This window comes from Streptomyces sp. NPDC051569, assembly GCF_044454085.1.
In the GTDB taxonomy this organism is placed as follows: Bacteria; Actinomycetota; Actinomycetes; order Streptomycetales; family Streptomycetaceae; genus Streptomyces.
In genome coordinates this window covers 110,775-130,485 of the sequence record NZ_JBITDJ010000001.1, presented here as the reverse complement: position 1 = coordinate 130,485, position 19,711 = coordinate 110,775, and the positions used below count along the sequence as shown (strand labels likewise).

General features: G+C 72.8%; 20 protein-coding genes. 7 read left to right on the top strand and 13 right to left on the bottom strand.

Annotated elements, in window-relative coordinates; genetic code table 11:
• Nucleotides 1-76: 76 nt before the first annotated feature.
• From ACIBAE_RS00495 to sigE, 5 genes are all read right to left on the bottom strand, one after another.
• Nucleotides 77-742 (bottom strand): hypothetical protein, encoded by a 666-nt coding sequence (locus tag ACIBAE_RS00495; RefSeq protein WP_399281517.1) that lies wholly within the window; start codon nt 740-742, stop codon nt 77-79.
• A gap of 115 nt (nt 743-857) precedes the next feature.
• Nucleotides 858-1,325, bottom strand: a complete 468-nt coding sequence (locus ACIBAE_RS00490; RefSeq protein ID WP_399281516.1) for a sec-independent translocase — start codon at nt 1,323-1,325, stop codon at nt 858-860.
• Between the two features lie 121 nt (nt 1,326-1,446).
• Nucleotides 1,447-3,135: a trypsin-like peptidase domain-containing protein gene (locus tag ACIBAE_RS00485; protein ID WP_399281515.1), complete on the bottom strand. Its 1,689-nt coding sequence runs from the start codon at nt 3,133-3,135 to the stop codon at nt 1,447-1,449.
• 89 nt (nt 3,136-3,224) lie between these two features.
• Nucleotides 3,225-4,175 carry an anti-sigma factor family protein gene (locus ACIBAE_RS00480; RefSeq protein ID WP_399281514.1) on the bottom strand — a complete coding sequence of 317 codons (951 nt, stop codon included), beginning with the start codon at nt 4,173-4,175 and terminating at the stop codon, nt 3,225-3,227.
• Entirely contained in the window at nt 4,172-4,930 is a 759-nt protein-coding gene (sigE, locus tag ACIBAE_RS00475; RefSeq protein ID WP_399281512.1) for an RNA polymerase sigma factor SigE, read from the bottom strand. The genes ACIBAE_RS00480 and sigE overlap by 4 nt, the downstream gene beginning before the upstream one ends.
• A gap of 70 nt (nt 4,931-5,000) precedes the next feature.
• Between sigE and ACIBAE_RS00470 the strand changes: the two genes are divergently transcribed.
• Nucleotides 5,001-5,738, top strand: a complete 738-nt coding sequence (locus tag ACIBAE_RS00470; protein WP_399281511.1) for an O-methyltransferase — start codon at nt 5,001-5,003, stop codon at nt 5,736-5,738.
• A 170-nt stretch (nt 5,739-5,908) separates the two neighbouring features.
• On the opposite strand, the gene ACIBAE_RS00465 is transcribed toward ACIBAE_RS00470, so the two are convergent.
• Nucleotides 5,909-6,076 carry a DUF3117 domain-containing protein gene (locus ACIBAE_RS00465; protein WP_003966491.1) on the bottom strand — a complete coding sequence of 56 codons (168 nt, stop codon included), beginning with the start codon at nt 6,074-6,076 and terminating at the stop codon, nt 5,909-5,911.
• Between the two features lie 311 nt (nt 6,077-6,387).
• On the opposite strand from ACIBAE_RS00465, the gene ACIBAE_RS00460 reads away from it, so the two are divergent.
• A complete protein-coding gene (locus tag ACIBAE_RS00460; protein ID WP_399281510.1) occupies nt 6,388-7,191 on the top strand; it encodes an enoyl-CoA hydratase-related protein in 804 nt (267 codons plus the stop codon).
• A 116-nt stretch (nt 7,192-7,307) separates the two neighbouring features.
• Here the strand turns inward: ACIBAE_RS00460 and ACIBAE_RS00455 are convergent, their stop codons facing one another.
• Complete coding sequence (locus ACIBAE_RS00455; protein ID WP_399281509.1) at nt 7,308-7,892, bottom strand: DNA-3-methyladenine glycosylase I; 585 nt, start codon at nt 7,890-7,892, stop codon at nt 7,308-7,310.
• A complete protein-coding gene (locus ACIBAE_RS00450; RefSeq protein WP_399281508.1) occupies nt 7,889-8,242 on the bottom strand; it encodes a hypothetical protein in 354 nt (117 codons plus the stop codon). The genes ACIBAE_RS00455 and ACIBAE_RS00450 overlap by 4 nt, the downstream gene beginning before the upstream one ends.
• A 118-nt stretch (nt 8,243-8,360) precedes the next feature.
• Here ACIBAE_RS00450 and folP point away from each other — a divergent pair, with 118 nt between their 5' ends.
• Nucleotides 8,361-9,233 carry a dihydropteroate synthase gene (gene folP / locus ACIBAE_RS00445; protein ID WP_399281507.1) on the top strand — a complete coding sequence of 291 codons (873 nt, stop codon included), beginning with the start codon at nt 8,361-8,363 and terminating at the stop codon, nt 9,231-9,233.
• 187 nt (nt 9,234-9,420) lie between these two features.
• Here folP and ACIBAE_RS00440 read toward each other — a convergent pair whose 3' ends face one another.
• The gene (locus ACIBAE_RS00440; protein ID WP_399281506.1) at nt 9,421-10,170 is read right to left on the bottom strand and encodes a TIGR00730 family Rossman fold protein; all 750 of its coding nucleotides are present in this window, start codon (nt 10,168-10,170) and stop codon (nt 9,421-9,423) included.
• Between the two features lie 126 nt (nt 10,171-10,296).
• Nucleotides 10,297-11,376, bottom strand: a complete 1,080-nt coding sequence (dapE, locus tag ACIBAE_RS00435) for a succinyl-diaminopimelate desuccinylase (RefSeq protein ID WP_399281505.1) — start codon at nt 11,374-11,376, stop codon at nt 10,297-10,299.
• A 111-nt stretch (nt 11,377-11,487) separates the two neighbouring features.
• Between dapE and ACIBAE_RS00430 the strand changes: the two genes are divergently transcribed.
• Nucleotides 11,488-12,501, top strand: coding sequence for a hypothetical protein (locus tag ACIBAE_RS00430; RefSeq protein WP_399281504.1), 1,014 nt, complete (start codon nt 11,488-11,490; stop codon nt 12,499-12,501).
• Nucleotides 12,502-12,788: 287 nt separating this feature from the next.
• Nucleotides 12,789-13,250 (top strand): ATP-binding protein, encoded by a 462-nt coding sequence (locus ACIBAE_RS00425; protein ID WP_399281503.1) that lies wholly within the window; start codon nt 12,789-12,791, stop codon nt 13,248-13,250.
• 152 nt (nt 13,251-13,402) lie between these two features.
• On the opposite strand, the gene dapC is transcribed toward ACIBAE_RS00425, so the two are convergent.
• Both dapC and fdxA read right to left on the bottom strand, forming a co-directional pair.
• Nucleotides 13,403-14,521, bottom strand: a complete 1,119-nt coding sequence (gene dapC, locus ACIBAE_RS00420) for a succinyldiaminopimelate transaminase (RefSeq protein WP_399281502.1) — start codon at nt 14,519-14,521, stop codon at nt 13,403-13,405.
• 168 nt (nt 14,522-14,689) lie between these two features.
• On the bottom strand, nt 14,690-15,010 hold the full coding sequence (fdxA, locus tag ACIBAE_RS00415) for a ferredoxin (RefSeq protein ID WP_003985062.1): 321 nt from the start codon (nt 15,008-15,010) through the stop codon (nt 14,690-14,692).
• Between the two features lie 140 nt (nt 15,011-15,150).
• Here fdxA and ACIBAE_RS00410 point away from each other — a divergent pair, with 140 nt between their 5' ends.
• Nucleotides 15,151-16,206: a GNAT family N-acetyltransferase gene (locus ACIBAE_RS00410; protein WP_399281501.1), complete on the top strand. Its 1,056-nt coding sequence runs from the start codon at nt 15,151-15,153 to the stop codon at nt 16,204-16,206.
• Between the two features lie 17 nt (nt 16,207-16,223).
• Entirely contained in the window at nt 16,224-17,054 is an 831-nt protein-coding gene (locus ACIBAE_RS00405; protein WP_399281500.1) for a tetratricopeptide repeat protein, read from the top strand.
• A 426-nt stretch (nt 17,055-17,480) separates the two neighbouring features.
• Here ACIBAE_RS00405 and ACIBAE_RS00400 read toward each other — a convergent pair whose 3' ends face one another.
• Entirely contained in the window at nt 17,481-19,604 is a 2,124-nt protein-coding gene (locus ACIBAE_RS00400; protein WP_399281498.1) for a hypothetical protein, read from the bottom strand.
• Nucleotides 19,605-19,711 lie beyond the last annotated feature (107 nt).

Below are 19,711 nucleotides of genomic sequence, written 5' to 3'. Positions count from 1 at the left end.
CCGCTGGGTCCCGCTACACCGGTGAGGGGCGGCCGCCGCGCGGCCGCCCCTCACCGATGCGCTTCCCGGGGCGCCGCTACGAGGCGTACGAGGTGATGTCGCCGATCACCGAGAATCCGAGACCGTACGCGCTCATCCCGCGGCCGTAAGCCCCGAGGTGCACCTCCCCGCGCGTCGGCCCGGCCAGCACCCAGCCGAACTCGGACTCGCGGTAGTGGAAGGGCGTCGGCACACCGTCGACCGGCAGCGACAGGGCCGACCAGGCGGGCCCGGTCAGGTCGTCGGCCAGTTCGAAGGCGGTCTCGGTCTGCTGGGTCAGCCAGTCGTCGCGCAGGGCGTGGTCGAGCTGTGCGGGCCAGGTGGCGGTCAGCAGCCCCGAACCGGCGAGCCAGGCCGCCGAGGAGACCGTGGTGGCCTCCAGATGCCCCGTACCGTCACCGCTGCTCCGCACGGGGCTGGCGGCCACCGTGACGACCACCGCGAAGCGTTCCTTGTCCGCGCCGGACGCGTCCGGTCTTATCGACGGCTCCTCGCCATGGCCGGTGGAGCCGTGCCGCACCGTGCCGTCGGCGGCGACGGCGACCTGCATCAGCCGGCGCGGCCCGCTGAACGCCTCGTCCAGTCCGTACCAGGGGAAGGGAGCGCGCAGATACTCCTCGGCCGTCCGCCGGGACGACGACGCCCCCTCGGCGGTGGATGAGCTGGCCGTGTCCCGCGCCCCTGCCCGGCTCGTCGTCTCCATCTGGCCGGCGCCTCCTCGATCTCGGCGTCCGGAGCGGCCCGCCCCCGACGGGCGCCTCACTGCCGGACAGATGGAGGATAGCCACCCGGCCCGGGCTCGCCGGGATTACCCGGACTCAGGTGGCGTCCGCGTCGAAGGGCGGGCGGACCGCCGCCTCGGGCTGCTCCCGCTTCTTGAGCAGGTCCGGAGTACCGCCGGAACCCGTCGCCGAAGGGGCGGGAACGGACGGTGTGCCCGACACGGAGGATCCACTCTCATGGCCGTTCACCGCGTCCGCCACCTCGGTGATCTCCTTGCGGAGATCGAAGCTGCTGCGGATCTCCTTCAGGCCCAGTTCGTCGTCGCCGTCCAACAGCTGCTTGCGGACGAAGGTCTTGGGATTGAGGTCCTCGAACTCGAAGTCCTTGAACTCCGGGCCCAGCTCCGAGCGGATGTCCTGCTTGGCGCTTTCGGAGAATTCACGGATCTTCCGGATGAAGCGGGAGACGTCCTGGATGACCTTGGGCAGCTTCTCCGGTCCGAAGACAAGCACGGCGAGGACCACGAGCGTCACCAGCTCAAGGCCGCCTATGTCGTTGAACACCTTGCTGCTCCTCGCGTTCTCCGGGGCTGGACGTGTCCGTCCTGGCCTGGGGGATGGGTCAAGGTCCGGGCCGGACCACGGTACCCGCCCGAACTGTCCGGACGGTACCTTCTGGTGACCGTCACCTGCCGTCCGCGGAGCCGAGGGGCAACGTCATGGTGCGCTCTTTACCTCCGCGGACCAGGGTCAGCCGCAGCCGGTCGCCCGGACGGTGTGCGCGGATCTTGACGATCAGCTCCTCGCCGTTGTGCACCCGCTGCCCGTCGACCTCGGTGATGACGTCCCCGGGCTTGATCCCGGCCTTGGCGGCGGGTCCGCCGGCGGTCACCGCGGGACCGCCGTCGGTGGCCTTGTCGCCGACCCGGGCACCGTCGCCCCCGTACTCCATGTCGAGGCTGACCCCGATCACGGGATGGGTGGCCCTGCCGGTGTTGATCAGCTCCTCGGCGACCCGCTTGGCCTGGTTGATGGGTATCGCGAAGCCGAGGCCGATGGATCCGGACTGGCCGCCGCCGAGCCCCTCGCCGCTGTCCGCGGCGCGGATCGCGCTGTTGATCCCGATGACCCGGGCCCGGGTGTCCACCAGCGGTCCGCCCGAATTGCCGGGGTTGATCGGGGCATCGGTCTGGAGCGCGTCCACATAGCTGACATCGCTGCCGTCGCCCTTCTCCCCTCCGGCGGTGATCGGGCGCTGCTTGGCGCTGATGATCCCGGAGGTCACCGTGTTGGACAGGTCGAAGGGGGCCCCGATGGCCACGACCGGGTCACCGACGCGGACGTTGTCGGAGTTGCCCAGCGGCAGCGGTGTGAGCCCGGAGACCCCGGTCACCCTGACGACGGCGAGGTCGTAGCCGCTGTCCTTGCCGACGAGCTTCGCGCGGGCGGTCTCACCGCTGCTGAACGTGACCGATATCTCGCCCGAGGAGTTCGCCGGGGAGACGACGTGGTTGTTCGTGAGGATGTGGCCCTGCCGGTCGAGGACGAAGCCGGTGCCGGTGCCCGACTCGTCGCCGCCGCTGACGTGCAGGGTCACCACGCTCGGCAGGGCGCTCGCGGCGATGCCCGCGACACTGTCCGGTGCCCGGCCGCCGGAGTCCGGGCCCGCCTGCGGGAGTTCCACGCTGCTGAAGCCGTTGTTGCGGTCGATGTACGCGCCGGCCACGCCGCCGACGACACCGGTGAAGAGCGCGAGGAGCACGGTGACCGCGATCCCGGCCCGGCGCCGCTCCCGGCGCGGCTCGCCGTACCCGGCCGGGGACTGATGCACGGTCAGGGGCTGCCCCGGGGAGCTCCAGGGGTCGTATGTGAGCCACTGGGCCGCCTCGGCCGCCTCGGCCGCCTGGGCCGTCTCGGGCGGCCGGGACAGGGCCTGGACCTGCCGCTCCGGCGGGTGGGCGGGCCGGAGCGGCGGTCCGCCGCCGAAGGCGCCCTGAGCGGGGTACGGCGGCGGCAGGGGCGTGCCGTGGGCCGGGGTCGGCGCCGGGAGCTGTACGGGGGGTGCGGGCGCCCAGGGGCCGGGGCCGCCGTAGGGCGGCGTGCTGTAGGCGTCGGCGTCGTGCAGCGGCCGCGGGCGCTCCTGGGGAGGCCCGGGCACGGGAGCCGCGTCGGCGGGTATCGGCACGGGCTCGGTCGGCGCGGGCTCGGTCGGGGCCGGCGGAGCGTCAGTGGCGGCGGGCCGCTCGGTCGCCGCCCCACCGCCCCGGAAGGGTTCCGCGGCGGAATCCTCCGGCATCGCGGCCGGTATCGCGCGTCCCGTCGTGGGACGGCTCCACCACTTCGCCTGGGGACCGGTGGGCTTCCCGTCGTCCATGTTCTCCCCGCAACCGCTTCTCCGCGCCCCGACGGGGCCACGCCTGCAGGGGATTCAACCAGGTTGACGCGTGTCCGCGCAGGATCCGGTCAGTGCTCCGACGCAAGCCGCTCGGCGGGCAGCACCGGGACCACGAGTCCGCCGGGGGCGGGCGTGGCCGCGAGGGTGGTGCCCCCGGTGAGGACGGGGACGGGGACGGTGGCGGGGACGGCGGACATCTGGAGAGCGGTGACCGGAAGCCGTATCAACGGCGCCGGCGACGAGCCGTTCAGCACGCTCGGCCTGTTCAGCACGCTCGGGAAGGTGTTCAGCACGCTCGGGGTGAACCGGCGCTCGGTGAGCGTCTGGGTCTGCAGCATGCCGGAAGGAGTGACCGTGGCCGGACGGCCCGCGGGCTCGGACGGGATCCCGGCACCCTTCGCCTGACGCCGGGAGCGCTCCACACCCACACCCACGGCGGCCGGGGTCGCGGCGCCGGGGGCCCGCAGGGGGGTCACGCTGTTGCCCGCGCCACGGGGCATGACATCGGCCGCCGTACCGAGCGGCATCGTGCCGCCCAGGGCCATCGCGGCGAACGACACCGCGCTGGCCGCCGCGAAGGCGAACCGCCGCCCGCGCCACGGGGAGCGTTCCGCCTCCTGGCGGCCGACCTCGTGGATACGGAAGCCGGAGCCGCCCGGAAGCACGTCGGAGTGGCCGCCGCCCGGGAGATGACCGAAGCCGTCGGTGCGGACGCCGAAGACACCGTTACCGAACCGTCCCGCGTCGAACGGTCCTCTTCCGTCGTCGTCCTCCGCCGGTGGCACGCCGGGCAGCCCCTGCAGTCGGGCGAGCAGCCCCGCCGAGAGCGGAGGCGGAGCCGCCTGGGCGAATACGTTCTTCAGCCGGCGCTGCGCGTCGGCCTCCGCCTTGCATTTGGCACAGGTCGCGAGATGGGCCAGCACGCGCTCGCGCGCGTCATGCCCCAGCTCCCCGTCCACCAGGGCGGCGAGTCGGTCCCCCAGGTGCTGTTCGGCGGGGGTCGGGATGGTGCCACTCACGCCGCTCCGCCCTCCCCGGCCACGCTCACGAAGACGCGCTGGTCGGCCCGGGCCTCGGGGGAACGGTGCTGGAGCGCCTTGCGCAGATGGGAACGGCCGCGGTGGATACGGCTCCGTACGGTGCCCAGCTTCACACCGAGCGTCGCGGCGATCTCCTCGTACGAGAGCCCCTCGATGTCGCAGAGCACCACGGCGGCGCGGAATTCCGGCGCGAGGGTGTCCAGCGCCTGCTGGACGTCCGCGTCGAAGTGCGTGTCATGGAAGACCTGCTGGGGCGACGGCTCGCGGCTGGGCAGCCGCTCCGCCGCGTCGTCACCGAGCGCGTCGAACCGGATCCGCTGCTTGCGCCGGACCATGTCGAGGAAGAGGTTGGTGGTGATGCGGTGCAGCCAGCCCTCGAAGGTGCCGGGGGTGTACGTCGAGAGCGACCGGAAGACGCGGACGAAGACCTCCTGCGTCAGGTCCTCGGCGTCGTGCTGGTTGCCCGTCAGGCGGTAGGCGAGGCGGTAGACGCGTCCGCTGTGCGTGCTGACGATCTCCTCCCAGGTGGGAGGCGTCCACGCCTGCGATTCCGCATCCGATGCGAAGGTCGCCGTAACTGCGGAGTCGATGGAGCGGGAACGGTCAGCAATGTTGGTCACGGATCTCGGCTCGCCCGCCGGCCTGAGGAAGCGCCTGAACGCTCCTCCCCGGTCCACAGGCGCAGCCGCACCTCCCCTGTCGGCTCTGGTGGTGTCCAGTGGAGCCCCTACCATAGCCACCCCGCCCGTTAGCTCCGGATAAGAATCTTTACGCGGTTTTGCGACCCGTACCGGATCCCGATCCGTGTCTTTCCCGTCTGCAGATAACGTCCGGTCCCATCTGCGGGTTCCCGGGCGCAGCGGATACAGTCACCGTTGCGCCGACAACGGGGACAAGGAGAGGGTCATTACCGCCAACCGGCCGACGGGCTGGGCGTTCGCCGACGCCTTTGTCGCCGAGGACGAAACACTGCTCTGGGCCCGGGACCGGGCCGAGGACGCGGGGTTCCGCCCGGTGTCACCAGGCACGGGCGCAGCGCTGCGTCTGCTCGCGGCCGCGCTGGACGCGAAAGCGGTCGCCGAGATCGGTACGGGCACCGGCGTCTCGGGGACGTATCTGCTCCAGGGGATGCGCCCGGACGGTGTGCTGACCACGGTCGACACGGAGCCCGAGCGCCAGCAGTTCGCCCGGCAGGTCTTCCGGGCCGCCGGGTTCGCCGGGAATCGCGCGCGCTTCATCCCGGGCCGCGCCCTGGACGTACTGCCGAGGCTCGCGGACGGCGGTTACGACCTGGTCTTCTGCGACGGGGACCGGCTGGAGTGCCTGGATTATCTCGGTGAATCGTTGCGGCTGCTCAGACCCGGCGGGCTCGTCTGCTTCGAGGGTGTGTTCGCGGACGGCCGGACGACGGACTCGGCGGCGCAGCCGGCCGAGGTGCTGCGGCAGCGGGAGCTGCTGCGGGCGGTACGGGAGAGCCAGGAGCTGCTCGCGTCGCTGCTGCCGGTGGGCGACGGACTGCTGTGCGCGGTACGGCGCGGCTGACGCCGTACGGCCGGCTCACGCGCACGTGAGCGGGGACGACTCGCCAACAGGCACCAGCAGGCACCAAGAGGCGCGGACAGAGCGCTGCCCCGGCACGGAATCCGTACCGGGGCAGCGGGGAGAGTCGATCCGGGGGTGACCCTCGACCCCGAAGACTGTGAGCGTTCCGCTCAGCCGACGACCTTCTTCAGCGCGTCGCCGAGAGCATCCGCCTCGTCCGGAGTCAGCTCGACGACAAGCCGACCGCCGCCTTCGAGCGGAACGCGCATGACGATGCCCCGCCCCTCCTTTGTCACCTCGAGCGGGCCGTCGCCCGTCCGCGGCTTCATGGCCGCCATGCTCGTTCCCCTTCCTGAAACCAGCTCATCTCAGCCGGCGGCCCCATGACAGGCGCTGTCTCACCGGCATCGAACACATTGCTTCAAGGCCATTATCCCGCATGGCTGGACCCGATGACCAACATCGGTCGGCATCGCTTGCGCAACGCGCTCCCGCAAAACCACTCAATTCGGCGATCCGCCTGCGATACTTCGCCGCCGTACGCGACGCTCCGGCCCGACTTTCTTGACGCAGGTCACATGCCCGCCGCCGATGATCTCCGCCATGCTGGGCCCGGACAGGACTGCCCGAGCCGCGAAGGGGACCGATCATGGCCGACACCGTGCTGTACGAGATGAGTGACGGACTCGCAACGATCACGATCAACCGGCCCGACGCCATGAACGCGATGAACGCGGCGGCCAAGGCGGCCCTGCGGGACGCGCTCCAGGCCGCGGCGGCCGACACCGCCGTACGGGGCGTCCTGCTCACCGCGGCGGGCGACCGGGCCTTCTGCGTGGGGCAGGACCTCAAGGAGCACACGGCCCTGCTGGAGGCGGACCGGGCGGCGGGCACCGGCGACACCATGAGCACCGTGCGCGAGCACTACAACCCGATCCTGCGGGCGATCACCGAGATGCCCAAGCCGGTCGTGGCGGGGGTCAACGGGGTCGCGGCGGGGGCCGGGTTCGGTTTCGCCCTGGCGGCGGACTACCGGGTGGTGGCGGACACGGCCGCGTTCAACACGTCCTTCGCGGCGGTCGCGCTGACGGCCGACTCCGGGGTCTCGTGGACGCTGCCACGGCTGGTCGGGCGGGGCCGCGCCACGGATCTGCTGCTGTTCCCCCGGTCGGTACCGGCGCGCGAGGCGTACGAGCTGGGCCTGGTGGACAAGTTGGTGCCCGCGGCCGACCTGGCGGCCGAGGCGACCGCCGTGGCCCGGGCGCTGGCCGGGGGGCCGACGCTGGCGTACGCGTCGCTCAAGGAGTCGCTGGCGTACGGGGCGGGGCACTCGCTGGCGCAGACGCTGGAGAAGGAGGACGAGCTCCAGACACGGGCGGGCTCGTCGGAGGACCACGCGATCGCGGTGCGGGCGTTCCTGGCGAAGGAGAAGCCGAGGTACGTGGGGCGCTGAGGCCGCGGGTGCGGGTGTGCGCCCGTGCCACGCGGCGCGGGCGCTGGGTCCGGGGCGCTGGTTCAGGGGCGCTGGGTCCGGGGCGCTGGGCCGGGGCGCTGGGCCGGGGCGCTGGTTCAGGGGGTGCGCATCGCGCAGCCCGTCACGTGGTCGTTGACCAGACCGCAGGCCTGCATGAGCGCGTAGGCCGTGGTGGGGCCCACGAAGCGGATGTCGCGTTTCTTGAGGGCCTTGGCCAGGGCCGTGGACTCGTCGGTGACCGCGGGGATGTCGGCGGCCGTCCTCGGGGCCGGGCGCTTCTTCGCGTCGGGGGCGTACGACCAGATGAGGGTGTCCAGCTCACCGGGGGGCCAGTCGGCCAGGACGCGCGCGTTGCCGAGCGTGGCGTCGATCTTGGCTCGGTTGCGGATGATGCCCGGGTCCCCCAGCAGGCGTTCCCGGTCCGCGTCGGTGTAGTCGGCGACGGACGCGATGTGGAACGAGGAGAAGGCGGCCCGGAAGCCCTCCCGCCTGCGCAGGATCGTGATCCAGGAGAGCCCGGACTGGAAGGCCTCCAGGCAGAGGCGTTCGAAGAGGGCGTCGTCGCCGTGGACCGGGCGGCCCCATTCGGTGTCGTGGTAGGCGAGGTAGTCCTCGGTCGACAGCCCCCAGGGGCAGCGCGGCAGCCCGTCGGGCCCCGCCACCGTGGTCCCGGCGGTCACTGGTCGCTCCCCTCCGCCGGCTTCTCGAAAAGGTCGGGAGAGGAGACGGCCGTCGCGTACGCCCCGGCCAGCGCCGCCTCCAGCTCGGCGATCCGCGCGTCACGCTCGGCCAGCTCCGCGCCGAGGCGGCTGAGGACGTCGTCGACGTCCGCCATCCGGTAGCCGCGCGCGCCGACCGGCAGCCGGATCGCCTCGACGTCGGCGCGGCCGACCGGCCGCGTCTCGGGCAGGGGGTCCACCAGCTGTTCCGGAGCGGTGTCCGTGAGGACCGCGCGGTCGCCGCCGCCGATGACCGCGAGCGTGACCGCGGCGACGACCACGACCATGGCGATGAGCAAGAACAAGAACACGAGCTTCTCCCCGGGCAGGAAAACGTCCGGTGCCGATCGTGCCATGAGCCACCGACAATCAAGGCCGGGGAAGGACCGTCTAAGGTCACAGCGAACGGACGCGAGGAGGAAACAGGGGATGCGCAGCGGGACTCTGCGGCTGGGACGTCGGGAATTCGACGCGCACGAGCCGGTCATCATGGCGATCGTCAACCGGACCCCGGACTCCTTCTACGACCAGGGCGCGACCTTCCGCGACGAGCCCGCGCTGGAGCGCGTCGAGCGGGCGGTGTCGGAGGGCGCCGCCATCATCGACATCGGCGGGGTGAAGGCGGGGCCCGGCGACGAGGTCACCGCCGAGGAGGAGGCCCGTCGCACGGTGGGCTTCGTGGCGGAGGTCCGCCGCCGCCATCCGGATGTGGTGATCAGCGTCGACACCTGGCGGCACGACGTGGGGGAGGCGGTCTGCGAGGCGGGCGCGGACGTGCTCAACGACGCGTGGGGCGGGGTCGACCCCCGACTCGCCGAGGTCGCCGCGCGCTTCGGCGCGGGCCTGGTGTGTACGCACGCCGGCGGCGCCGAGCCGAGGACCCGGCCGCACCGGATCGGGTACGACGACGTCATGGCGGACATCCTGCGGGTGACGCTCGGGCTGGCCGAGCGCGCCCTGGAACTGGGCGTCCGGCGGGACGGAATCATGATCGACCCGGGGCATGACTTCGGGAAGAACACCCGGCACTCGCTGGAGGCGACCCGCAGGCTGGGCGAGATGGCGGAGACGGGCTGGCCGGTGCTGGTCTCCCTGTCCAACAAGGACTTCGTCGGCGAGACGCTCGACAAGCCGGTCAAGGAACGGGTGATCGGGACACTCGCGACGACCGCCGTGTCGGCGTGGCTCGGCGCGCGGATCTACCGCGTGCACGAGGTCGCGGAGACGAAGCAGGTGCTGGACATGGTGGCGTCCCTCGCGGGCCACCGCGCCCCGGCGGTGGCCCGCCGGGGACTCGCCTGACGGTCCGGCGGCGACGACGGAGCAGCGGCGGTCCAACGGCGCCGGGTCGTTGGACCGACAGGCGCCGGGGCCACCGGGGACCGACAGGCGCCGGGGCCGACAGGGCCGACAGCCGCCGGGGCCGACAGGGCGGCGGTGGCCGGGGCCGGCCAGGCCGCCCGTAACGGCGCCCCGGCCACCCCTCCCGCTACTTGCCGGTCTCCTTGGTCACCAGCGCCACCGCCTCGTCCACGTCGTCCGTGACGTGGAAGAGCAGCAGATCCTTCTCGGACGCCTTGCCCTGCCCCACGACGGTGTTCCGCAGCCAGTCGACGAGGCCGCCCCAGTACTCCGTACCGAAGAGGACGATCGGGAAGCGGGTGACCTTCCCGGTCTGGACCAGGGTCAGCGCCTCGAACAGTTCGTCCAGGGTGCCCAGTCCGCCCGGCAGGACCACGAAGCCCTGCGCGTACTTCACGAACATCGTCTTGCGGACGAAGAAGTAGCGGAAGTTCACGCCGATGTCGACATGCGCGTTGAGCCCCTGTTCGAAGGGCAGCTCGATGCCGAGCCCCACGGAGACGCCGTCCGCCTCCCGCGCCCCCTTGTTGGCCGCCTCCATCGCGCCGGGGCCGCCGCCCGTGATCACCGCGAACCCGGCCTCGACCAGGGCCCTGCCGATCCGGGTCCCCGCCTCGTACTCGGAGGAGCCGACCGGGGTGCGCGCCGAGCCGAAGACGCTGATGGCGCTGGGGAGTTCGGCGAGCGCGCCGAAGCCCTCCACGAACTCCGACTGGATGCGCATGACCCGCCAGGGGTCGGTGTGCACCCACTCCGAATCGCCCTCGGTGTCCAGCAGCCGCTGATCGGTCGTGCCGGACTGCACCTGCTCCCGGCGGCGGAGTACCGGTCCGAGCCGCTGTTCCTCCGGCCTCTCCGCTCCGTCAGGCATGCCCATGACCTGCTCCCTCCGCTGCTGTCCGTGTTCTGGGCAAGGGTAGATCCACGGGCGTGACAAACGGCGAAATTCCGGCAGTCCGTCCGGCCCTCACTTCCCGGAGGCCCCTCCCCTCCCGTACGGAGCTCACCCGGTGAGCCACTCCCGGAGCCGGCGCTCACAGTGGGTGATGCGCTCGACGGCCACCCGTTCGTCACGCTTGTGGGCGAGCAGCGCGTCACCGGGCCCGTAGTTGACCGCGGGCACGCCGAGCGCGCCGAACCGCGAGACGTCCGTCCAGCCGAACTTGGGCTGTGCCGTGCCGCCCACGGCGGCCATGAAGGCGGCCGCGGCGGGATGCGAAAGGCCGGGCAGGGCCGCTCCCGAGTGGTCGTCCACGGTCAGCTCGGCGACCCCGCAGTCCGCGAAGACCTCGTGGACGTGCGCGACGGCCTCCTCCGCGCTGCGGTCGGGGGCGTAGCGGTAGTTCACGACGACCACGCACGCGTCGGGGATGACGTTGTTGGCGACGCCCGCCTCGATCCGTACGGCGTTGAGGCCTTCCCGGTACTCCAGGCCGTCGATGACCGGCCGCCTCGGCTCGTACGCGGCCAGCCGCTCCAGGATCGGCCCGGCGGAGTGGATCGCGTTGGAGCCCATCCAGCTCCGCGCGGAGTGCGCCCGCTCCCCTGTCGTCCGGAGGAGGACCCGCAGCGTGCCCTGGCAGCCGCCCTCGACCTGTCCGTCCGACGGCTCCAGCAGAACGGCGAAATCGCCCTCCAGCCAGTCCGGATGGGCTTCGGCCACCTGGCCCAGTCCGTTGAGGTGCGCGGCGACCTCCTCGTTGTCGTAGAAGACGAAGGTGAGATCGCGGTTGGGCTCGGGGAGCGTCGCGGCGAGCCGCAGCTGTACGGCGACCCCCGCCTTCATGTCGCTGGTGCCGCAGCCCCACAGCACCCCGTCGGAGTCGAGCCGGGAGGGCACGTTGTCGGCGATGGGAACGGTGTCGATGTGCCCGGCCAGGATGATCCGCTCGCCGCGCCCGAGCCGTGTCCGCGCCACCACGTTGTTGCCGTGCCGGTCGACGGTGAGATGCGGCAGGGCGCGCAGCGCCTGCTCGATCGCGTCGGCGAGCGGCTTCTCCTCGCCGCTGACCGACGGGAAGTCGACCAGGCGGGCGGTGAGGGCGGGGGCATCGAGGGTGAGGTCGAGCGGGGTCTCAGACATGGTTTCGACCCTAGGCCCTCTCCGGCGCGCGACGCTGTCCGCCCCTCGGGCGTGCTCGCGGCGTCCGATGGCCACGGCGGTGCCGTCCTTCCCCTCCAGTAACGTGGCCTCGTGTCCCAGACCGCCTCTCCTCCCCGCCGCGGCCGCCTCCTGCGCACCGCGGCCGCCCTTGTCGTCCTGCTGGGCCTCGCCGCCTACGCGGCGGTGCAGTACCGGTCCGGCGGCCCTGGCGCCCCCCGGTGCGCGGTCCGCGCCTCGGACACGGCGGACGGCGAGGGCCCGACATACGGGATGAGCCCGGAGCAGGCCGCGAACGCGGCGACGATCTCCGCGGTCGGCACCACGCGCGGACTGCCCGAGCGCGCGGTCACGATCGCCCTCGCGACGGCTCTCCAGGAGTCCGCGCTGCGCAATCTGGACCATGGCGACCGGGACTCGCTCGGGCTCTTCCAGCAGCGTCCCTCGAAGGGGTGGGGCACCCCGGCACAGATCCTCGATCCCGTCTACTCGGCGGGGCAGTTCTACGACCATCTCGCTGAGGTCCCCGGCTACTCACGGCTGCCGCTCACGGAAGCGGCGCAGCGGGTGCAGCGCAGCGGCTTCCCGCAGGCGTACGCGAAGCACGAGCCGGACGCGACCCTGCTGGCCGCGGCGCTGACCGGCCGCGCCGCCGCCTCATTGACCTGTTCGGCCCCGGGCGGCGGCACACCGGGCGACCCGGCGGAGGTGCGGGCCGCGCTGGTGCGGGCGTTCGGGTCCGAGGTGCTGCCCGGGGACGGGGAGACGGCCGCCGGCGGGGCGGGAGCCCCGAGCGCGGCCGGTGAGCTGGCCGTGCCCGTAGCGGCCGCCGCCGCCGGGAGCGCGGGCCGGGGCGGTGACCCGGTGGGCGGAGATCCGGCGGGCGGAGATCCGGCGGGCGACCGGGCGTCGTCGCCGCGCGGCTGGGAGCTGGCGCACTGGGCGGTGGCTCAGGCGACCGCCCTGCGGATCGACAGGGTCAGCTACGCGGGCCGGGTATGGAGCGCGGAGGACGCCGCCAAGGGCTGGCGGGAGGCCGGTGACGGGGCGGGATCCGGCTCGGGGAAGGCCGGCGCGGGAGAGGTGCGCATCCGTACCGCGCAGTAGTACGGCGAGTCACCCGGACGGGGTAGTCCGGTCCCCTCGGGAGGACATCGCGTCCGCCCATTCGGCGCTGGGTGTCCGATTGGCCAAATCACCTGCTCCGCAAGGGAAGTGACGGTTCGGCCGCACCGGTGTCACGGGTTTGTTTGCCCGTTTTTATCCGTTGCCGATGGTGCGCCCCCTTGCGGACTCTTTACCCGCGCCCACCGCAACCTTCGAGGCCCTTCGAGGGGTTGTCACTGTGTCCGATCGACGGACAAGCACAGTTTCTCCCCCGTCAAAGGAGCATCATGTCCCTCCCCCTGTCCCGTCGGATCGCCCGCGCCGCTCTGCTCATCGCGGCAGGCGCTGCCCCCGTGGTCGGTGCGGTCGGTTCCGCGTCCGCGGCGGCCCTTCCGCAGACCACCGACCTCGGCGCGGTGACCGCGCTGGACGGCGCCGCCGTGGGTGACACCTTCGACAGCGGCGCCCAGAAGGCGACCGAGGTGGCGGGCGACGTCGGCAGCAAGGCCGTCAAGACGGCGGTCCCCACGGCGGGGAAGACCGTCGGCAAGGCCGGCAGGACGGCGACGCCCGCCGCGCAGAAGCTGGCCGGCGAGACCGCGGGCAGCGCCGGCGAGGTGCTGGGCCAGACCGCCTCGACCGCCGCCTCCGCCGCACAGGGCGCCACCCCCACCAGCTCGCTCGGTGGCCTGCCGACCAACGGGCTCCCCACCGGCGGCCTCCCGGTCAGCGGCCTGCCCCTCGGCTGACGTACGCCGCGCCCCCACGCGCGGCAAGGGGCCCGGGGAGGACGCTCCCCGGGCCCCTTCGTGTCGTCACGGCGGGCCTCTTCGTGTCGTGCTTCGTGTCGTGCTTCGTGTCGTCACGGCCGCCCGGCCGCACCGCCGCACGACCCCCCGCCTCAGCCCAGCCGCTTGACCGCCGCCTCGATCCGCTCGTCGGTGGCCGTCAGCGCAACCCGCACGTGCCGCTCGCCCGCCGGGCCGTAGAAGTCACCGGGGGCGACCAGAATGCCCAGCTCCGCCAGGTGCGCCACGGTGTCCCAGCACGGCTCGTCCCGGGTCGACCACAGATACAGGCCGGCCTCGCTGTGGTCGATACGGAAGCCGTGGACCTCCAGCGCGGCACGCAGCGCGGTACGGCGTGCCGCGTAACGCTCCCGCTGTTCCCGTACGTGGACGTCGTCGCCGAGCGCCGCGACCGTCGCCGCCTGCACCGGCGCGGGGGTCATCATCCCGCCGTGCTTGCGGACCTGCAGCAGCTCGCCGAGGACGGCCGCGTCGCCCGCGAGGAACGCGGCACGGTATCCGGCGAGGTTGGAGCGCTTGGAGAGTGAGTGGACGGCGACGATCCCCTCGTACGTACCGCCGCAGACGTCCGGATGCAGTACGGAGACGGGGTCCGCCTCCCAGCCCAGCTCCAGGTAGCACTCGTCGCTGAAGACGAGGACGCCGTGCTCCCGCGCCCAGGCGACGATCCGGGTCAGCTCCTCCTGGGCCAGCACCTGCCCGGTCGGGTTGGCCGGCGAGTTGAGCCAGAGCAGCTTCAGGCCGGCCGGGTCGAGCCCCGTCCCCCCGGCGGCGGCCGAAAATGCCTCCGTGTCGTACGCGACGGGCTCGGCGCCGCACAGCCGCGCCCCCACCTCGTACGTCGGGTAAGCGAGCCGCGGATACGCGACCCGGTCACCGGCGCCGAGACCGAGCTGTGTCGGCAGCCAGGCCACCAGCTCCTTGGAGCCGACCACCGGCAGTACGTTCGCGTGGCTCATCCCGTGCGCGCCGAGCCGTCGCTCCACCCAACCGGTCAGCGCGTCGCGCAGCTCGGCCGTCCCCCACACCGTCGGATACCCGGGCGAGTCGGCCGCCGCCACGAGGGCACGCTGGATCACGTCGGGGACGGGGTCGACCGGAGTGCCGACGGAGAGGTCCACGATCCCGTCCGGGTGGGCCGCGGCCGTCGCCTTGTAGGGCTCCAGCTTGTCCCAGGGGAAGTCGGGAAGGCGCGAAGAGACTGCGGGCACGGTGCTCACTCTTTCTCGTACGTACGGAAACACCACGGTGGAAGGACGGCTGGGGACGGGCGGGGAACCCGGCACGGGAACCGCGCGCAAGAACCGCGCGTGGAACCCGGCGCGGAAAACACCGCGGTCCCGTACGGCGGAGAGCCGTACGGGACCGGGGGCGCGCTGTCAGCCGTTCTGGGGCGGCAACGCGGCGATGAAGGGGTGGTCGCGCTCGATCAGGCCGAGCTTCGAAGCGCCACCGGGCGAACCGAGCTCGTCGAAGAACTCGACGTTCGCCTTGTAGTAGTCCTTCCACTCCTCCGGGGTGTCGTCCTCGTAGAAGATGGCCTCGACCGGGCAGACCGGTTCACAGGCACCACAGTCGACGCATTCGTCCGGGTGGATGTACAAGGACCGGGAGCCCTCGTAGATGCAGTCGACCGGGCACTCCTCGATGCACGCCTTGTCCTTGACGTCGACACAAGGCTGCGCGATGACGTAGGTCACGCTGTCGTTCCTCCTCGATAGGGCGCGGCGGGCCGATCTGCGGCTCCGTCCACGGGCGCGCGGGAGCGCGGCGTCGTCGATGCCCGCACCTAGTATCTCCGTTCTTGGGCACGATCCGAACAGGAGGGGCGGAGAGAGCTGTGGAATTCACTGCGGGCGGACGGTTCGAGATCCGTCTGACACGGGCTGACGTGGGCAAACGGGTATCAGTCAGGCAGCTGGTCGGGGGCGGTGCGGGGACGGAGAAGTTCACCGACACGGTGGGTGTTCTCACATCGTGGGACAACGGTGTGCTGCTCATCACACGGCGGACCGGTGAGCGTGTCGGGGTCCCCGAGGCGGCGCTGGTCGCGGGCAAGGTGGTGCCGGCTGCGCCCGCCAGGCGGCGGGGCCCCGCCGCGACGTTCGAGGAGCTGACCCGGGCCGGCGCCCGGGCCTGGCAGCCGGTGGAGAGCGAGCCGCTCGGCGGATGGCGGCTGCGGGCCGCGTCCGGATTCACGCGGCGGGCCAACTCCGTACTCCCGCTCGGCGACCCCGGGGTGGAGCTCGACCAGGCACTGACGCGGGTCCGGCGGTGGTACGAGGACCGGGGACTGCCCGCCTACATCCAGGCAGCGACCGGCGCGGAAGGGACCCAGGAGCAGTTGTGCGCGGAGCTGGAGCGGCGCGACTGGCGCTCGGAGGTGACGGCGGAGGTGCGGATCGGCGCGCTCGCCCCCCTCGGCGACCGGGACGCGGACATCTCCGGGGTGCGGCTGGACCGCGCCTGTGACGAGGCGTGGCTGCGGCGCTACCAGCGGTCGGGCGCGCCGGGGCCCGCCGTGCTCCGGGTGCTGGGCAGCGGTCCCTCGGTGTGGTTCGCCTCGGTGCCGGGAGACGCGGTGCCGGGAGACGCAGGACCGGGAGACGCGGGGCCCGGAGACGCGGGATCAGGGGGGACGGCCACCCCGGCGGCGATCGGCAGGTGTGTCGTCGACGGGCGCTGGGCCGGATTCATGGCGGTGGAGGTCGATCCCGCCCGCCGCCGGCAGGGCCTGGCCACGGCGGTGATGACCGCGCTGGCCCGCCGGGCACTGGAGGAGGGCGCGTCCGCCGCCTGGCTCCAGGTCGAGGCGGACAATGAAGGGGCCCGTGCGCTGTACGCGTCCATGGGTTTCGCCATCCATCACCGCTATCACCACTTCCGATCGCCCTGAGCGGGTACGAGGCGCGTATGCATCCGGAATCCACCGACCGGCGCCGGCGGTTCGCCGAGGAAGCCCGTTCGGCACGCCCCGACCTGGCGACGCTCTGCCTGCTGGTGGGCGCCGAGGCCGATCCCGCCCTGGGCGAGGCCGGTCTTGACGCGGCCCAGGCGGAGCTGGACCGGCTGGCCGGGCTGCTGCCCTTCGGCATCACCGGGGCGCGCGCCTGGGCGACCGCGCTGGCGGACCTGCTGGGCGCCCGGTACGGCTTCCACGGCTCCTCCACCGACTACCAGCGCCTGGAGTCCTCCCTGCTGCCGGAGGTGCTGCGGCGCAGGCGCGGGCTTCCCATCCTGCTCTCGGTGGTCTGGATCGAGGTCGCGCGGCGGGCGGGAGCGCCGGTGTACGGGGTGGCTCTGCCCGGGCATTTCGTGGTCGGTTTCGGGGATCCGGCCGAGCGGGTACTGGCCGATCCGTTCGCCGCCGGCCGGATGCTGACGGGCCAGGACGCGGAGCTGCTCGTCACCGGCACGACGGGCGCGCCGGCCACCCCCGACCTGTTCACCCCGGCCGATCCGCTCACCGTCGTCCTGAGGATCCTCAACAACATCCGCGCCTGGGCCGCCACCCGCCCCGAGCGCATGGATGTCTCCCTCTGGGCGGTCGAACTCTCCCTGCTCCTGCCGTCCCACCCGGCGAGACTGCGTTACGACCGGGCCCAGCTGCTCGTACAGCGCGGAAACTTCCTCTCCGGGGCGGCGGAGATGGACGCGTACGCGGAGGTGGTGGCGGCGGTCGAGCCGTCGACGGCCGAGGCGATCCGCCGCAAGGCGCGCGCGGCGCGGGCCATGCTCAACTGACGGCGGACGCCTGGTCCTGCGAAGACCGGCCGAACAGGGCGGGGACCTGTCAGGCCGGTCTTCGCCGGGCCCGTGACGCGCCGATCCGAGCGCGGCACGACACAGGATGCCCGCCCGGATCACACCGGTGAGGGTGACCGGCTGCCACGCCCCGGGCCCGTGCCGGTCGGAGGTGAGTTCGCGGGGGTTTTCAGAGTTGTCCGGGTTACCCGGGGCTGTCGTCGTCATGGATCCAGCGTGGCCCGGAACCGGCCCCGGCGTCAGTGTCACTGATCCCGAACCAGGGATGACATCTGTCATCGCCGAGGGTATGCCCGGGGGTATGCCCGGGGGTATGACAGAGCCCCCGCCCGGCAGGGGCGGGGGCTGTCACACGCGTATGACCGGCCCGGTGGTCGCGGCACCGGTACCGCGGCCGGACAGGACCTAGCTGGGATTCAGGTTGATGACCTGCGTGCGCTCGGCGGGGGTCTTGCCGAGCAGCGCCGGCCGCATCGCCTGGGCCACGTCGGCGGCCGAGACGGGGTACTGCCGGCCGTCGCCCTTGGTGATCGTGATGCCGTCGAAGACGCCTTCGAGGAGCTGGTCGATGGCGGTCCTGTCGTAGACCTCCACCAGCTTCCCGTCGACCGCCTTCATGGAGAGGATCTTCGGAAGCGACCTGGCGGGGCCGAACTGGATCTGCTTCCCGCCCGCCTGGATCGTGACCAGTCCGGACATCGCCGGCTCGGCGAACTCCTTCATGGCCCGGTCCAGTTCCGCCTGGCTGATCGTCGGCTCGCGGGTGGTGACGGGCAGCTCCACGCTGTTCGTCCTCCCCGTCTGGACCTGGGCACGGTAGGCGTCCCGTACCGAGATGATCGAGTGGCCGACGTCCAGCGCCGTGCCCGCCTTGCCGGGTACGGCGACGGCGTGGTCCGGCTCGAACGCGATGGTTCCCTCGGTGGCCGAGCCGGAGGTGCCGGCGAGATCCGTGAGCGCGGCGCTCAGCTTCTCCTCGTCGACGGGGATCACCGGTTCGGCGACACGCCGGCCGCCGAAGAGCGAGCCGATCACCGAGACCGGGTTGTAGTCGCTGCCGGCCGCGGCGCGTACCGTCGCCTGGCTGTCCAGGCTGAGGCCCGCCTTGTCCGGGGACAGCTCCTGCGTCTTGCCGCCGACACTGAGCCGCAGCGGCGCGGAGGCGCGCTTGCCGAAGGCGGTGTCGAGCTTGATGACGGCCTGATCGCGGGTGCCGCCGATGTCGACGCCCAGGACCGACGTGCCCTTCGGCACGTCGGAGCGGTTCATGAGCAGCCCGGCACCGTAGAACCCGCCTGCTACCACCACGAGGCCGACGACGAGCAGGGTCAGCTTGGAGCGGCCCTTCTTCGCGGCCTTGGCCGGGGCGGCGGCGCGTGCCGGGGCCGGTACCGCCGGAGGAGTGGCCCGGTCGGCGCCGGCCGGGCCCGTCGGCCCGGGGAAGCCCGCCGTCGGGAAGTCCTGGTCATGGCCGCCCGGAACAGGCCCGCCCGGACGGGGGGTCAGGCCGGGGCCCAGCGGTCCCGGGCCGGGTGAACCCGGTCCGAGCGGACCGGTGCCCTGCGGACCCGGCCCCTGGAAGGGCGAGCGGTGCTCCGGCGGCACCACGGGGATGCCGCTGGTGAGCGTGTCTCCGGAGACATGGCCGCCGGAGCCGGGCTCGGACACGCGGTGCTGGGGGGTCAGTTCGGCGGTGTCGTCGGACATCCGGGGCAGGCCACCCTGGTCCGCACCCGTCAGGGAGGAGGGCGGGTCGCCGATCGGCGAGCTGCCGGTGACCGGTCCCGTCGTCGGACCGGTGGGCCCGGCAGGGACGGTGGGTCCTGTGGGTCCCATGGGTCCTGTGGGTCCCATCGGTCCTGTGGGACCGCCTGCGGCGCCGGGGGGACGGATCCCGGGCGGCGGACCGCCGGACGTGAAGCCGTTGCCGGCGGAACCCGGTTCGGGCGTCTGCGGCCGTGCTCCCTCGGAGGGACCGGAGTAGTACGGCTGTCCGGGACGCCAGTCGTCGACCGGATCTCCCGGGGACGGCACCGTCCCCCCCGACACGGGGGACACCGCGGCGGCGCCCGCGCCCATGCCGGCGGCCCCGCCGGGGCCGCCGGGCTTGCGCGGCACGAACCAGTCGCTGGGGGGCTTGTCGCCCGGCGGCTTCTCCTCCCCGGCGTCGGCCCGCCGCGCGTCGGCGGCGTCCCGGGCCGCGTCGGGCCCGGTGGTGCCGGTGCGCTCGGCCGCCGGGTTGCCCCGGCCGTCCGTGGTGTCGCCGTCACCCATGGGGGTGCGCATCACGACAGGCGGGATCGGCCGCGAACCCGGGATGTTGATCCGGATGCGCGTGGTCAGCGTGGTCTCGGTTCTGGGCTCGTCCGGCCGTGGGGCGGGCGCGGTGTCCGTGTCCTCCGGAGCGTCCTGCTGGGGATGCAGCGACGGATACTGGCGGGCTCCGTACGGCGGTGTCCCGGAGGGGTACGCGGCTCCGCCGCGCCCCTGGGGGCCGGAGGAGGACGAACTGTCAGTTTCACGACTCAAAGCAAGTTCTCCCGGTTGGCTCCGCCGCCCGTTCTTACTGGTACGCAACTGTTCAGGTCCCCCCATGCCGCGGAGGCGAGGGGAAGGCCCGGAGCGCGCACCACCAT